The following is a 14,407-nucleotide window of genomic DNA, read 5'->3' as shown; positions in this document are numbered from 1 at the left end:
CCGATGGAAGCCCACTAGCGGCTTGGAATGACGGTTGAGGGGAGACGCCATGATCGCGGCGCGCGAAGTTCTGAGCGGAACCTTCAACGGCCTGGAGCGGCTCGACCTTTGCGTTCTTAATGTGCTTTCGCGGTCTCCCGAAGGCGCGCTCTTCAGCATGGGCGACGAATATCGTCCGCGGCTTCGCAAGTTCCTTCGCATGAAGCCGCCGCTCGCGGCGCGTTCGCGCGCGCTGCTGCCGTGGCATGCCCTCTGGACGATCACGCCGGAGGGTCAGCGCCGGTTCGCGGAGTTCGGGCATAATCCGCATTTCGACTGGGAAGATGTGCCGGGCGTCGTCGGCATCGATCCGCGCGACCTCGAGCCGGACGAGGACGGCGTTGGCGCGGCGCGATGACGACACTTCCACAAATCTCCGGCGCGGGCGCGACGGACCCGGCGGAGCTCGCGCAGGAGGTCGTGAGGTTCGCGGGGCCGAGCGGCACGATCGACTTGGCCGTCCTCGATGCCGTGCTGCGCGCCTGGTCGCCCAATACCCGCCGGGCCTTCCGCTCTGACCTGACCCTGTGGGACGATTGGTGCCGAAGGCAGCGCATCGATCCGGCGAAGGCCGGTGCGGTGGACGTGGCGGCGTGGATTCGCGCGCTCGCCGGGACCGACCCGTCGGCCGAGGAGATCCGCGCGACGGCGACGATCGAGCGCTACCTCGTCAATGTCGGGTGGGCCTATCGGATGGCTGGGTTTGCCGATCCGACCGCGGCGCCGTTGGTCAAGCTGGAGAAGAAGGCGGCGCGCAAAGCGCTGGGCGTGCGCCAGCGCCAGGCACGCGCGATCCGGTTTAAGGGCGATATCGCCGACTTCGACAGCCCGGCCTCGGGAGTCTGCCTGGCGCATCTGCTGAAGGCTTGCCGCCGCGATTTGCTGGGCCTGCGCGACGAAGCCCTGTTGCGGACTGCCTATGACAGCGCGGCACGCCGCTCGGAGCTCGTCGCGATCGATATCGTTCATGTCGATGGCCCGGACGGGCAGGGGGCCGGAACCTTGTTCTTTCCGGACAGCAAGACCGACCAGGAAGGGGAGGGGGCCTATGCCTATCTCTCGCCGGCGACGATGAAGTCGATCGCCCGCTGGCGCGATGGTGCCCATATTGACCGCGGCGCCCTGTTCCGCAGGGTCGAGACGCATTTTGACGGGTCGGTGGCCGGTGTCGGGCGTGAAGCGCTCCATCCCAACAGCATCACGCTGATCTATCGGCGGCTGATCCGCGCGGCGCATGCCAAAAAGCTGCTTGGGTCCATGAGCGAAGCCGAGCTCGAACGCTGGGTTGCCGCGGTTTCCAGCCACTCGATCCGGGTCGGGGTGGCGCAGGACAATTTTGCGGCCGACGAAAGCCTGCCGGCGATCATGCAGGCCTACAGGTGGCGGGATCCCAGGACGGTTATGCGCTATGGCGCCAAGCTCGCGGCGAAAAGCGGCGCGAGTGCGCGCATGGCGGCACGCCTCTCGGCAGAATCCAGCTCCGCACGACCGGGCGAGGAAGATAGCCATAATTGAATCTGGCTAGCCAAATGGCGCTTGCTCCGCTATATCGGTGCACAGCAGGAGTCGCCCATGTCTCGCGCCGAGCATATCCAGTTCAATGTCCGTTCCGCCTTCGCTCGGGCCCGCGCCCATGAGCTGGCGAAGCTCACGGGCATGACCGCAACCCAGGTCGTTGAAGATGCGCTGCGCGGTTATGTGCCGCCCGGCGCGGTCGCCAAAGTCGGCCGGCTGGTTCAGCGCGGACCGATCCTGGTTCGGCCCGCCGGCGGCGCGCGGGTGAGCCTCGAGGAAGCCAACGCCGCGCTCGAGGCGGCGCGCGAGCGGGACGCTTGAAGCCCGATGCGCTGCTCGACAGCAACGTGCTCATCGCGATGCTGGCGGAAGCCCACGAACATCACGTGCCCTCGCTGGGCTTGCTGATCGGCGAGCGGCGCAGTGAGTACGCTGTCGCGGCGCACAGCTATGCCGAAGCCTACAGCACATTGACCCGGCGGGGCGAGCGGGCGCCGTTCCGGTTCTCGGCCGAGGAAGCCTGGGCGGCGCTGGAGAGCGTGCGCGCGGTGACGGTCCTGGTCGGATTGACGCCGGCGCAGTCGTTCGACGCCATTCGTGCCTACGCGCAAGGCGGCGGGATTGGCGCGCGCCTCTATGATCTCCTGATCGGCGAGGCCGCGATCGTTCATGAAATTCCGGTGATCGTCACCTGGAATATCGGTCACATGCGGAGTCTGTTTCCTTCGCTGACCATCGCTACGCCCAAGGAATTTGGGGCCGGGCCGCAGTCGGCCGGAGCGGCGGGAACCGACGGATAATGCGGTTGACACGGTATAGGCTCCGCCGCACTGGAGTTCGTATCCTGCATGGTGTCCCGCTGCGGAGGAGAAATCCTCCAGCATGGTCGGAACGTCGTCCCGCACGTCGCCGACCGCCTGAGTGCCGCGCTGCGTCGCCAGCAGTTTGCGAGTATCGCGGAACGTGCGCCGGTCGGCGTCGTAGCGCGGACTGCCGCGCGTCGGCGCAGGCGGCAGCACTTGGACCAGATCGACGCCAAAACCGGAAAGGTAGCGCTCAGGCCGGCTTGTTTGTGCTGCCGCGGTCGTGCCCGCCGACAGAAGCGCGGACACGAGCCGCCTTATTCGCTTTGCCAAAAGTAAATATCGTGCATCTGTCTCCATCAGAACTTAAATACTGCGCCGACATAATAGGCACGGCCATTGTCCAACTGTTCGCGCAGCAACCGGAAATCGAGTCCGGTCTTGCGTTCCGGCCGTTCGTTGGTGATGTTCTTGATTTGACCCACGACGGTCACGTTGCGGTTGAACTTCACGCGAAGTTGAGCGTCGAACTTGTCGCTCGTGTCGTAGCGGATGTCGTTCAGCGGATCGCTGGTCGACACCGTGAGAAGCATCGGAGAACGATGGTTCCAGGCGCCTTGCAGAGTAACCGGGCCGACCGTGTAAAAGAGTTTCACGTTCGCGACGGTGTTGGCGCTTTCAACCAACGCTGAAAGCTGGCGACGGGTCACGTCGTCGGACATGGTGACACTCGGCGGCGTCGGATCGAGCAGGGTTAGGTTGGCCGAGAAGCCGAGACCGTTCAGCGGCGCCGGGAGAAAATCGAGCTTTGAAACGATGGCGTTCAGTTCGATGCCGTTTATGGTTTCCTTGTCAGCGTTGACCGGCTGCACCCGCGTAACCGAAACCAGCTGCCCGTCGAACATTTCATCCGACTGATTGCGCACATTGATAATCTCGTCCGAAATCTCCTTTCGGAATAGTGCGACCGAGAAGAGCGTCTTGCGGCTCAGATAATATTCAAAGCTGAGGTCATAATTGTTCGAGCGGCGCGGTTTCAGGCCGGGGTTTCCGCTGCTGATCCGAACGTCGCCGGTATCGCTGTCGGTGGTGATGGTCGCGCGTTCGGCGAGGTCATCATAGTTGGGGCGGCCGATCGTCTTGCTGAAAGCGGCGCGGACCCGCAGCCTCCTTGTCACATCGTAGGTGAGTTGGGCTGACGGTAGCCAGTCACCATAATGCTGAGTCCGCTGCCCATAGACGAAATCGCCATCCTGGAGGTTGAACGAGGTGGTAGCGAGGTCGGTCTTCTCATAGCGGAGGCCGGCAGTAAGGGTCAGCCGATCCGTAGCGAAACGGCCCATCGCGTAGGCGGCATAGATATCCTCCGTGAGACCATAATCGGACTGTATGCTGCCCGCCGCGCTGCTGGGATTGGGAGCGAACCCGTTCGGGTTGGAACTGAAGAAATCCTCGGCTGCGCGGGGATCTACAAAGAGTATCTCCTGACCACGCCCGTTATAGGGCGCGTAGGGGACGTCGCTGAACACATCGGAGAGCAGGAAATTCGTTCCTGAGACCGGACGGTAGTTGTCCACGCCCTTGTCGTATTTCCGATCGAGGAACCTGGCGTATCCGCCCGCTTGGATTCCGAAGCCGCGATCACCATCGTGCGAATTGAACCCGGCATTCGCCTGCGCGGTCAGGGCATTTTCCTTATTATCATCGAGCGTCGTGCCATACTCGTACTGCTTATAATTAGCGGGATTGAACGCAAAGTCGGGGTTCTTCATATCGAAATAGGTGAAGCCGCCCGGCGTCAGATCATAAGTATAGACCAGATTATTGTTGTTTGCGATGCGGTAGGTCGCGAGCCGCGCATCCTGATAATAGGTCGCCTGGGCGTAATTCAGGTCGAAATTGAGAAACAAGCGATCCGATGGGGTCAACTCGGCATGGAAATCGCCATAGCGGATGGTGCGCTTCTGGTCATATTCGACCAGATCGACTTGCGCATTTGCCGAATTCTGCGTGCCGCTGGTCGGCGTGATGGATGCGGCGACCGGATTTCCGTTCGCAACGAGAATATTGCTCTGCCGTTCCTCATTGTTCCGGTGCTCGAAATAGCCGCCCGTCAGCGAGGCGCGGAAGAAAATGCCGTCATTGAACTCCAGCTTGCCGAACAGGCCGTAACGCTGACGCACATTGTCGTAGTGCAGCCAGCGGCGCCGCGCCGGCGCGGGATTGGCGTCGGAAATGTCGACCTTGAGCGGGTCCAGCTTCGCGCCGGTAGTGGGGTTGAAATAGTTATACGAGTCGATCGCGGAATTGAGTGAGGATGAATCCCTGCGGAAGTAGCTCCCGGAAACGACGAAGCCGAATTTCCGATCGGGGCCAAAGGTATCCGAAACCACAAGCTCGGCTTGGCCGGAGGGCGTGCTGTCGTGCCGGACGCGCTCATTCTCCCACTTTCCGATATCGAACCGGCCGCCGACAAAGAGATCGCCCTTGCCGTCGAAGGCGCTGCGGGTTCGGAGATTCGCCGTGCCGCCTACCGCGTTGCCATTCATGGTCGCGTTGGTCGACTTGTAGACTTCGATCCGTTGCGCGAGCGACGACGGGATCACGTCTAGTGAAACGTTGCGACGGCCCAACTCGTTGGCCGGAAGCGGCACGCCGTCAATCTCGACCAGATTATAGTCCGCGTTCAGACCACGGATGGAGAGGAATTGCGATTCGCCGCGCCCGTTGTTCTGAATGGTGGAAACGCCGGGCACACGGTCGAGTGCTTCGCCGAGGCCGAAATCGGGCAATGTACCCACCTCGTCCGAACTGATGCTGTCGGAGATCACCGAAATCTGGCGCTTTGCGTCGACCTCGCGTTCGGCTTGCAGGCGCGCGCCGGTGACGACGATGTCGTCGGGCCGCCCTGCCTCAGCGGTCCCCGAACCGCTGCCAGCGTCCCGTGGGGGCGCGTCAGCGGTTTGGGCGAACACAGGAGTCACAGACAGCATCGAGGTGCAGAGAAGGGTAAGGCGTAGCGAAAATCGGACGGTGCTCATGGATGATTCCCCCTTGGAAGTCTCGGTCGGGGGGCATTTATTCACTCTAAGTGAAATATATATGACATTGAAGGGAGCTACCTGCAACCGGCACTGACAAATGGAGATACACTCGATGCGATGGCTTATCCGATTAGCGCTATTGGCCTTGGCCTCGGCGTCCCAGGTATCCGCTGCCCCTTCCGTGACGGCGCAGCTCCTGGCATGTGGCGACGATCAAATCCGACTGTATGAGGGCGCCGACAACGGAATGCGGGAGACATGGCGTTGGACCGCGCAGACGGCCCCCGGCCTGCCGGCTGTCTATCGCACAACGCTCTTGAGGAAGATCGACGATTGCAAGGCGGTCGACGGCGGCAAGGCCATTCTCGCGACCGCCTCGACCGGCGCGGTTGTTCTCGTCGACCGCGCGAGCGGCAAGGTGTTGTTCCGTGCCCGAGCGCCGATGGCCCACTCGGCCGACCTTCTTCCCGATGGACGGATCGCCGTCGCGCTTTCGCTGCACGAGGCGGGCAACAGGCTTGAGATTTATAGCCGGACGAAGAATGAAAAGCCGCTACTCCACCTTGACCTGTATTCAGGGCACGGAGCGGTGTGGGATGCGCAACGCCAGCGGCTGTTCACGCTGTCGCACGACATGATCCAGGCATTTCGCCTTGAGGATTGGGCGACCCGAAAGCCTCGGTTGATCGAAACGCAGCGCTGGCAACTTCCGGGCAAGCGCGATGGGCACGACTTGTCGCTCGATCCCGACACGCACGATTTCGCCGTCACGACGGAAGACGGTAGCTGGCGCTTCTCACCAGAGAGCGGAGAATATGTGGCAATTCCGTTCTTGAACCCGGCTCGCCAAGTCAAGGCGATCAATTTCAACGGCGACAGCGTTGCCTGGGTTCAGGCCGAGGATAGTTGGTGGTCATATGGCTTCACAGTTGCCAAGCGAGACGGGTCTGCTCGCGAGCGGATCAACGTCACTGGAATTCATCTCTACAAGATACGCTGGTTTCGTTAGCCAACCGCTCAGTGGCGCGATTTGGCAATGGCCAGGTTGCTCGATCCTGTTCCGAGCGGAGTCGGTTATGCGAACCTCTGTGCGGGGACGATGAAGCACACGGGTCCAACACGCACTTCGGCTAGTCCCGCCAGCTCGGATCATCTAGCTTGCGCCACCCGCTCTCGTGGGCCAACACGTCGGCGAGTGGTGCTGGCGATGCACTTGAATCTACTCGGAGCTTACTGATGAGGGATGTGTCTGCAATCTTCAACCATCGCCGAGCTGCGATCTCCAGCTAAGCCCATGCCCACGCCAGCCAAATTTGTCGGTGCGTAGATTGATGAATGGTCCTTCGGCGCGTTCGGTGCCCCCTCAGTTTTTCAGAGACGATCGCCGCCGAACGGCCACTCCGACCGAGCGGAGTTTCCTGGCGCTCTTGCAACAACATGGATCGCTTTCCCAAGCCGACATCGGTAGGGCGACTGATCTAACCGCACAGTCGGTCATGCGAATTGCCGATGCCCTGATGGCGCGCAACTTGATCCAGGAAGGCTCCCGAAAATTCGCAGGGCGGGGAAAGCCTGCCACTTTACTCCACCTCAACAGCGAAGCGATGTTCAGCATTGGGTTGTCGCTAATGACGGACGCGCTGTCATTGATTTTGCTCGATTTTACCGGGGAAGTCCGCTGGACCGTTACGGAACCACTCCTGGATGCCAGGATTGATCCGACGCTGGCGCAAATGAGACGGATGATAGATGCCGCCCTTAGCGCCCTTGGTATCCCGAGAGACCGTCTCGTTGGCGCAGGCGTTGGAATCACCGGCTATTTTGTCAACGAAACCTCATTCATGAACCCACCCGCGCTCCTGGAGCCGTGGGCACTTGTTCCGATCGACGAAATCCTGACCACTGGACTGGATCTCCCGGTGTGGATCGACAACGATGGCAATTTTGCTGCGGTAGCCGAAGCGATGTCCGGCGTTGGCCGGACCACCCAATCCTTCGCTTATCTCTTCTTCTCGACTGGTTTTGGTGGCGGCATCGTCGTTGACGGAAAACTCTCCCGCGGCCAACATGGAAATGCTGGCGAATTTGCGTCTGTTCTGCCGCACGACTGGCCACAGCCGAATCTGGAACGCCTCCGCCAGACTGTGAACGAGCATGGCGCATCGTATGAGAGCATAGGTACGATGCTGGAGGGTTTCAGCCTGGAATTGCCCGGTGTCGCCGCATGGATCGGCGACGCGACGCGATCACTCAATCTCGTCATATCGGCTATTTCGGGAATTCTTGATCCTGGCGCCATCGTTCTTGGAGGGCGCCTTCCGCAAAGTATGGCCGATGCGCTCATTCCCCATCTGCGCTTCACCAATCCGCCGCGTAGAGGCAAGCCCAGGCCAGTGCCGACTATCCTGGGGTCTGCGATTCACTATGACGCAACAGCTTTGGGTGCAGCATCAACTCCGTTGCGCGATTTATTTTTTACGTTGAGCAAGTGAAAGTTTACAAATTCATACTCGCAGGAGCCAGTAGGCCAACCGTCACATATGTCGGTTCTTAACGATCGAAATAATGGCAGGAAGCGTTCCAACGTTGTCGCTCAAAAATGGAGGATCGCCAGTCAGCGTGACTACGAAAACATTTGTCACGTCTGACGGTGTTCGGTGAGATTGATCTGCGCTCCGGTGACAGCGACACTCCCGCAGCGCGGCGTAATGTTGGCAAAACGAGCGCAACGGTCGGTCGCAGGTGGCGCACCACCAGCACCACGCTGCGACCAAGATTTGACTCCGCCTCTATCTCGCCCGAACTGATGCTGTTGGAGATGACCGCGATGTTGCACTTAGCTCCGATCGCGCAAACCACTTGCAACCGTGCGCCAACTGCGACGGCCTCCTTTTCAGCTAGTCGCGCGGCAGGCGACGCATCCCGCCGCCGTGTGAGGGGCGATGCGCGGTGGAAAGTAGCGGCGCCGCGTGGCGGATCAGGCGAGGTTCTATGACAGTCCTCCCTTGAGCGGAGGCCTTCCATTTTAATCACAATAGGTGACATAATAGGGACTGTCGACATAAAGATGTCGTTAGGCCTCTATCGAACGGCTGGCGGATGGGCGGGCGCTAGGGTCAGGAGTCGTTGATTAGAGCCAGAAGATGACGGTGGCGGCGAGAGCGATGGCGGAGAGGAACGCGACCGGGCATCGATCGTAGCGCGTAGCGACGCGGCGCCAGTCTTTGAGGCGGCCGAACATGATCTCGATGCGGTTGCGGCGTCTATAGCGGCGCTTGTCATATTTGACGGGCTTCGCTCGGGATTTTCGGCCGGGGATGCAGAGCGTGATGCCCTTTTTCTGCAAGGCGTCCCGGAATCAGTCGGCGTCATAACCCCGGTCGGCGAGCAGCCATTGTGCCTTCGGCAACTAAGGCCGAACGGGCCTGGCAAGCATTCCTGGCCGGAAGTTTTTTCTCCGATCCTTGATGGAAAGCCGGACGCGGTGCGTCCGCGACCGAAATCGCCGTGGTCGATGCCGGATATCGTCCGAGTTCAGGCACGCACCAGTCCGTCGATAAGGCGTGCGCTCCCGGTCTCGGGAAACAGTCCGGCCATCGCGCGCGGTCCCTCTATCCCGAAATGCCCGGCGACCGCGCTGCCGATCAGCGCATCGAGCGCCATCGTCGGCCTGAGATCGCGGCCTTCGTAGAGCGCGGCGTCCGCCAACCCCGGCCAGTCGGCGATCACGCGCCCGCCCTGGACCGCGCCGCCCAGCAGCATCGCCATCGACGCCGTGCCATGATCGGTCCCCTGTGTGCCGTTGATCTTGACGGTGCGCCCGAACTCGGTGGCGACCAGCACCATCGTGTTGGCCCAGAGCGGCCCCAGCCCTTGCTTGAGCGCGTCCATCATCGCGTCGAGCCCGCGCAGCTGCGCCGCCAGGCGGCCGCGCTGCTGGGCATGCGTGTCCCAGCCGCCGGTCTCGATCATCGCGATGCGGGCGCCGCCCTGTTCGCCGAGCAGCCTGGCCGCCAACGCGCCGGTCGCGGCGGCATTGCGGCCGCCGCCGCTGCCCAAATCCCTGGTCAGCGTCCGTGTCGCCATCGCCTGTTCCCAGACGGCATGGAGCCGGGGATCATTGGCATAGAGCATCGCGACGCGGGCGATGAGATCGTCCGAGGCATCAGGCAGCGCGGAAGGCGCATAGCTCGCCACCTCAACCTTTCCGCGCAGCGCCATCGGGATGGTCGCCGCGACGGCGATCCCCTTGGCCTCCTCGCGCGGCAGGAGCGCGAGCAATCGGTTGAGCCAGCCGTCCTTGACGCTGTAGGCGGCGGCGGCGCCGGTCTCGAGCACATTCTGTCCGTCGAAATGCGAGCGGTCGCGATAGGGCGAGGCGACCGCGTGTGCGAACAAGGCTTCCTTCGCCGCGTACATACGAGCGACGTTGGCGAGCGCGGGATGCAGCGCGAACATCGCATCGAGCTTCGACGCCTGCGCGAAATCCTCCGCCAGCACGCCGCGTTGTCCGACGAACGCCGGATCGCCGACCGGCGCCAGCGTGGCAAGGCCATCGGCCGCGCCGCGCTGGATTACGAACACGAAGCGCCGCTCGGTCGCCGCCCGGGCGAACACTATCGTGCCGCCGAGGCCGGTCGAGAGAACCAGGGTCGTGCCCAGGGCGGTGACGAAGCTACGACGGGTAAGCATATTCCTATCTCCACATCGATTCAGGCGAGACCAGCAGCAGCGCCAAACCCTGCTTGGGGCTTTCGGCGTGCGCGATCGCCTGTGCGGTGGCGTCGCTGAGCGCAGCGGGGAAGATCTGCACGGCGCGCCGGCGCGCGTCGATCATGTCGCCCGTCCGCCCGGCCATCCGCTCGGCCGCCTCGACCCGGCGCATGATCGCGTCGGGCCCGATCCAGCTCGCCGCGACATCGTCCCAGCCCGCCGGCGAGCCCGGCCGCCAGACCGGCTGGCCGAGCTGCGTCAGCAGGCCCGTCACCGCCTGGGACTGCATCTCACGCGTGCCCAGCGCCCGCATCGCGCTCATGCTCCATTCCCACGGAGTCTTGAACTTGACCGGCTGCGGGGTCCAGCATTCGGGCGCCTCGATGAGCAGGCGGTATAGGCTCCGCAGATCGCCGCCGGTCTTGAGGAACGCAGCCTCGAGCCGGGCGACCAATGGCGCGGGCGGGTCGTCGCCTGCGAAATGCCGGGCGAGCTTGGTGGCGATATGCCTGGCGGTCGCCGGATGGGTCGCGAGATGGTCGAGCACGGCCGAGGCCTGGTTTTCGCCTTGCTGGGCGAAGGACCGGTCCATGATCGTGCGCGTCCCAGGTTCGTGCAGGCGTTCGGCGAAGACGAAGCTGCCCGGCTCGCCGTCGATCCCGGCGAACCGTACGCCAGCGCCGCGTCCGAGACCGGCCACCGTCCAGCCGGTGAGCGCGCGGGCCAGCTCGGTTACGTCGCCCTGGCCGTAGCCAGTCCGCACGCCCAGCGTATGCAGCTCGAGGATCTCGCGGGCGAGATTTTCGTTGAGCCCCGGTTTCTGCCGACGCTGGCGGCCTGCTGCGATCTGGCCGCCGGCCGAGTTCGGGCCGATCGAGGTGACCTGGTCGAGATAGAGCAGCATCGCGGGATGGCGCTCGACCGCCTGGAGCATGTCGCCGAACCTGCCCATCACATGCGGGCGGATCGCCTCGAACTCGAGCTGGCCGGCGAGCCCGATGATGGTGAGCTTGTCGATCGAGACCGCGAAATGGTTCGCCCAGAAATGCACCAGCCGCTCGGCGAACGGCGCCGGGCTGGCAAGCGCGGTCTGCGCGCGCGCCGCGACCGCGCCCATATAGTAGCTGCGCGCCTGCTCGCGTGCGAAGCGGCGCGCCTGCGCCACCGGATCGCGGCGTTCGGCCTGATCGCCCGCGCCCGCCTGGCCGAAGCCGGGCATGCCCTGCATCGCCGCACCGCCCGGCGCAGCTTCGCCGTCCATCGACAGCGGCGCATAGCCCGCGGCGCGTCGGCGCGTCGGCTGTCCGGGCATTCCACCGTCACTCTGCCGGCGGTTCTGGCGCTGCATCTGCAGATAGTCGCTGAGATTGCCCGCGATGGTGCTGGTCGCCGGCAGCACCGCAATCGCCGCGGGACGCGGCTCGAAGCAGTCGAACTGATCGAGCAGCCACGCTTTTGGCCGCTCGGGCGCGGGCTGATCGGGACGCGCGCCGAGACCGAAGCGGTTGAGCGCGATGGCGGTTGTCGACGTTGCCGACATGGGGCGATCTCCTTCGCCTGTTGAACGCAGCCGGCGGTCCATTCCGTCGCTGCCCGGAAATTTCCCGTCAGCGCTGATCGCAACCCTGTCGCGGCTCCCTCGGCCGGCGCATCGCGCCCGATCGATCCATCGCGTCGGCAAGCGCGACACGCTCCTCGACGGGCAACTTTGCAGCCGCATCGACGACCGCTGTCTCGAGCCGCGTGCGGATGGTGACATCGGCGGTCCTGGCGCGCGCCAGCGCGGCTTCGAATGCGGCCCGGTCGAACTTGGGTTGGACGAGGAGCCGCCCGGCCTCGCGCCGCGCGGCGCGCGCCTGCTCGGCCTGGGGCCGCAGGGATTGCGCGGCGGCGCGCACCGTCTGGCGGAGCATGCGGCGGTTCGGCGGTGACAGCGCCTGAGCGGCCTCGCGCAGCCGCGCGGGTCGGCCGATACCCACCAGCGGCCGCTGCGCCTCGACCCGTTTCCACATGACCGCGGCGCCGACGAGCCCGCCGATCACGAAGACGTTGAGGACCAGCGAGACGATCAGGACAATGCGCAGCGCCCGTTCGCTCATCGGCTCGTTCCATCGAGATCGACATCGCCGAAGATCGTCTGCCCATCGGCCCAATCGGCGGCGCGATGGTCGAGCAGCGCGGGCGTCGCCAGCGACAGGGCCAGCGCCCCGGATACGGCGCCGGCCAGCCCGACGCCGGCCAGCCCCAGCCCGGACCACCACAGCTTCGCGCGCGACCAGAGCAGTGCCGGCCGCGGCGCGGCGGCAAGAATGCGGCCGACCAGCGCCGCCGAGGGAAGAGGCGTCCGATAGTGATCGAGCAGGCCGTCGAGGCGTCCCGCGCAGCCGAGAATGCCGTCGGCACGGGCCGCGTCGCTCGCCAGCAAGGCCTCGGCGGCGTCGCGCTGCACAGCGGGCCAGCGGTAAAGATCGGCGCCATAGCTGTCGGCGAGCGCCGTGAAGCGTTCCCATGCCATGTTCGGCTCATCGCGCATCATCGTTCTCCTCGAGCAGGGTGCGCAGCTTCCGCCGCGCACGCGACAACAGGCTTTCGAGCGCCTCGACGCTGATATCCATCGCATTCGCCGCCTCGATGTTCGACAGCTCCTGATAGTAAGCGAGCACGATCGCCTCGCGCTGGCGCTCGGGTAGCGCCTGCAGGGCGGCCGCCACGCGCGAAGCTGCGTCCGCTTCGTCCAGACCGGCATCGGGCGCCGGCCCAGGATCCGGGCGATCGGGAACGGTCTCCACCACGATCTCGCGCCGTCGTCGCAGCCGGTCGTAACAGAGGTTGAGCGCGACGCGGTGCAGCCAGGTGTCGAAGCGCGCCGCGCCAGGCCGCCAGCGCGCGGCCTGGCGCCAGAGCCGCACGAAACTTTCCTGCGCGACATCCTCGGCTTCGGCCGCGTCGCCGAGCATGCGGGTCGCGAGCGCAAGCAGCCGCGGCAGCTTGCGCGCCACCATCGCGCGCGCGGCCTCGGCGTCGCCGCGCCCCACGCGCACCAGCAATGCGAGATCGGGATCCTCGCCCGGCGAGGCGGTCAAGGACCCGGTCTCCGGACGCTCTCAATCGTTCGCTCTCCCGCGGGCGGCTTGCCGCTCCTCGGCGGTGAGCGTGCCGTCCCGATTTGCATCCATCCGCGCGAAGCGGTGCGCCAGCAGGGCATCGATCTCGCCTTGGTCGAGCGCGCCGTCCTTGTTGGTGTCGAGCCGGTCGAACATTCGCGCGGGATCGCCCTTCGCATTCGTGGCGCCGCGCGGGCGCGCGGTCCATTCCGCCCTGGCGATCCGGCCGTCACCGTTGGTGTCGGCCTGCATCAGCCGCGCCCGGCCCGCCGACTGGAAATCGGCGAGCGCCATGCCGCCGGTCTGGGCGCGCGCGGGTCCGGCGATGGTCGCGCCGAGCATCAGGATGAAGAACATACGCATCAACGGCACCTTCCATAGCGATCGGGAGACGCGCCGGGACCGCCGCGCCAGCCCGGGGGATTTTCCCAGTTGGTTCCGGGCCCGCCGCGCGGGCCGGGCGGGTTGCCGTCGCGGTCGAGCCAGCAGCGGCGCGCCTGGTTCCACCAGCCCCAGCGCGGATGCCAATAGCCGTACCCGGCATGATAATAATATCCGCCCGGGCGGAGAACAAACACCGTCGGGCGCCCGCGGATCACGAAGCGGCGACGGTCGGGCGACGCCCCCGGGCCGCCGCGCGGACCGGGTGGATTTTCCCAGTTGGTCCCGGGCCCGCCGCGCGGACCCGGAGGATTATTGTCCCGATCCCGCGCCACGGCCGGCGCCGCGGCGATCAGGCCGGCCGTCATCGCTACGCCGAGCCATGTGAACAGTCTGGGCATATTCGATCTCCTTGCGTCAATGCCTTACCAACGGTCGCGGCGATTGTGGTTCCTGCCGTAGATGCTGGCGCTCGCCCGGTCCTGGCGTGCGTGCAGCCGCGCCCGCTCGCGTGGGCCCAGCCCGCCGCCGTCGGCGCGCATGCGTGCTTCGGTGCGTCCGATCCGATATTGCTGGCGGCCGAGCCGCGCCGCCTCGCGGCCGGTCAGCTCGCCCGATCTCCAGCCTTGCACGATCCGGTCGCGCTGCTGGTGCTGGCGGGCATTGACCTGCGCCGATGCCGTCCCTGCCGCTGCGATGATGCCAAGGCCGGCCAAGGCCGCAATGATCATCCTCATGTCCAAGTCTCCCGTGACGCTCTTACCTGTCGTCGCTTGCGCGTCCGACGAGGCTTGAACGGGACGGGGGC

At 64.8% G+C, this 14,407-nt stretch carries 15 protein-coding genes and 1 pseudogene; 6 read left to right on the top strand and 10 right to left on the bottom strand.

Annotated elements, in window-relative coordinates:
• Positions 1-49: 49 nt before the first annotated feature.
• From KRZ98_RS16670 to KRZ98_RS16655, 4 genes are read left to right on the top strand one after another with little or no spacing between them, the layout of a single operon-like run.
• Complete coding sequence (locus KRZ98_RS16670) at positions 50-397, top strand: hypothetical protein (protein ID WP_217674561.1); 348 nt, start codon at positions 50-52, stop codon at positions 395-397.
• Positions 394-1,554, top strand: coding sequence for a tyrosine-type recombinase/integrase (locus tag KRZ98_RS16665; RefSeq protein WP_217674560.1), 1,161 nt, complete (start codon positions 394-396; stop codon positions 1,552-1,554). Before KRZ98_RS16670 ends, KRZ98_RS16665 begins: the two co-directional genes overlap by 4 nt.
• A 57-nt stretch (positions 1,555-1,611) precedes the next feature.
• Positions 1,612-1,875 carry a type II toxin-antitoxin system VapB family antitoxin gene (locus KRZ98_RS16660; RefSeq protein ID WP_217674559.1) on the top strand — a complete coding sequence of 88 codons (264 nt, stop codon included), beginning with the start codon at positions 1,612-1,614 and terminating at the stop codon, positions 1,873-1,875.
• Complete coding sequence (locus tag KRZ98_RS16655) at positions 1,872-2,354, top strand: PIN domain-containing protein (protein ID WP_217674558.1); 483 nt, start codon at positions 1,872-1,874, stop codon at positions 2,352-2,354. The genes KRZ98_RS16660 and KRZ98_RS16655 overlap by 4 nt, the downstream gene beginning before the upstream one ends.
• 362 nt (positions 2,355-2,716) lie before the next feature.
• Here the strand turns inward: KRZ98_RS16655 and KRZ98_RS16650 are convergent, their stop codons facing one another.
• Complete coding sequence (locus KRZ98_RS16650; protein ID WP_217674557.1) at positions 2,717-5,398, bottom strand: TonB-dependent receptor; 2,682 nt, start codon at positions 5,396-5,398, stop codon at positions 2,717-2,719.
• Positions 5,399-5,582: 184 nt separating this feature from the next.
• Here KRZ98_RS16650 and KRZ98_RS16645 point away from each other — a divergent pair, with 184 nt between their 5' ends.
• Positions 5,583-6,410 (top strand): DUF6528 family protein, encoded by an 828-nt coding sequence (locus KRZ98_RS16645; RefSeq protein WP_368389842.1) that lies wholly within the window; start codon positions 5,583-5,585, stop codon positions 6,408-6,410.
• A 322-nt stretch (positions 6,411-6,732) separates the two neighbouring features.
• Positions 6,733-7,893: an ROK family transcriptional regulator gene (locus KRZ98_RS16640; RefSeq protein WP_217674555.1), complete on the top strand. Its 1,161-nt coding sequence runs from the start codon at positions 6,733-6,735 to the stop codon at positions 7,891-7,893.
• A 638-nt stretch (positions 7,894-8,531) separates the two neighbouring features.
• On the opposite strand, the pseudogene KRZ98_RS16635 reads toward KRZ98_RS16640, so the two are convergent.
• From KRZ98_RS16635 to KRZ98_RS16595, 9 genes and pseudogenes are all read right to left on the bottom strand, one after another.
• Positions 8,532-8,810 (bottom strand): annotated as a pseudogene (locus KRZ98_RS16635) (transposase); the annotation flags it as partial.
• Between the two features lie 125 nt (positions 8,811-8,935).
• Positions 8,936-10,093, bottom strand: a complete 1,158-nt coding sequence (locus KRZ98_RS16630; RefSeq protein WP_217674554.1) for a DUF1501 domain-containing protein — start codon at positions 10,091-10,093, stop codon at positions 8,936-8,938.
• Positions 10,094-10,097: 4 nt separating this feature from the next.
• Positions 10,098-11,654: a DUF1800 family protein gene (locus KRZ98_RS16625; RefSeq protein ID WP_217674553.1), complete on the bottom strand. Its 1,557-nt coding sequence runs from the start codon at positions 11,652-11,654 to the stop codon at positions 10,098-10,100.
• 67 nt (positions 11,655-11,721) lie between these two features.
• Positions 11,722-12,213 carry a periplasmic heavy metal sensor gene (locus tag KRZ98_RS16620; RefSeq protein WP_217674552.1) on the bottom strand — a complete coding sequence of 164 codons (492 nt, stop codon included), beginning with the start codon at positions 12,211-12,213 and terminating at the stop codon, positions 11,722-11,724.
• A complete protein-coding gene (locus tag KRZ98_RS16615; protein WP_217674551.1) occupies positions 12,210-12,650 on the bottom strand; it encodes a hypothetical protein in 441 nt (146 codons plus the stop codon). Before KRZ98_RS16615 ends, KRZ98_RS16620 begins: the two co-directional genes overlap by 4 nt.
• The gene (locus KRZ98_RS16610; protein ID WP_217674550.1) at positions 12,637-13,197 is read right to left on the bottom strand and encodes an RNA polymerase sigma factor; all 561 of its coding nucleotides are present in this window, start codon (positions 13,195-13,197) and stop codon (positions 12,637-12,639) included. Before KRZ98_RS16610 ends, KRZ98_RS16615 begins: the two co-directional genes overlap by 14 nt.
• Positions 13,198-13,218: 21 nt before the next feature.
• Positions 13,219-13,581 carry a signal transduction protein gene (locus KRZ98_RS16605; RefSeq protein WP_217674802.1) on the bottom strand — a complete coding sequence of 121 codons (363 nt, stop codon included), beginning with the start codon at positions 13,579-13,581 and terminating at the stop codon, positions 13,219-13,221.
• A complete protein-coding gene (locus KRZ98_RS16600) occupies positions 13,581-13,796 on the bottom strand; it encodes a hypothetical protein (protein ID WP_217674549.1) in 216 nt (71 codons plus the stop codon). Before KRZ98_RS16600 ends, KRZ98_RS16605 begins: the two co-directional genes overlap by 1 nt.
• Before the next feature lie 228 nt (positions 13,797-14,024).
• Positions 14,025-14,336 (bottom strand): hypothetical protein, encoded by a 312-nt coding sequence (locus KRZ98_RS16595; RefSeq protein ID WP_217674548.1) that lies wholly within the window; start codon positions 14,334-14,336, stop codon positions 14,025-14,027.
• Between the last annotated feature and the right edge of the window lie 71 nt (positions 14,337-14,407).

This window comes from Sphingobium sp. AS12 (assembly GCF_019097845.1).
GTDB lineage: Bacteria > Pseudomonadota > Alphaproteobacteria > Sphingomonadales > Sphingomonadaceae > Sphingobium.
Note: the sequence above shows the minus strand (reverse complement) of the source record. Positions and strands in the feature narration are given on the sequence as shown.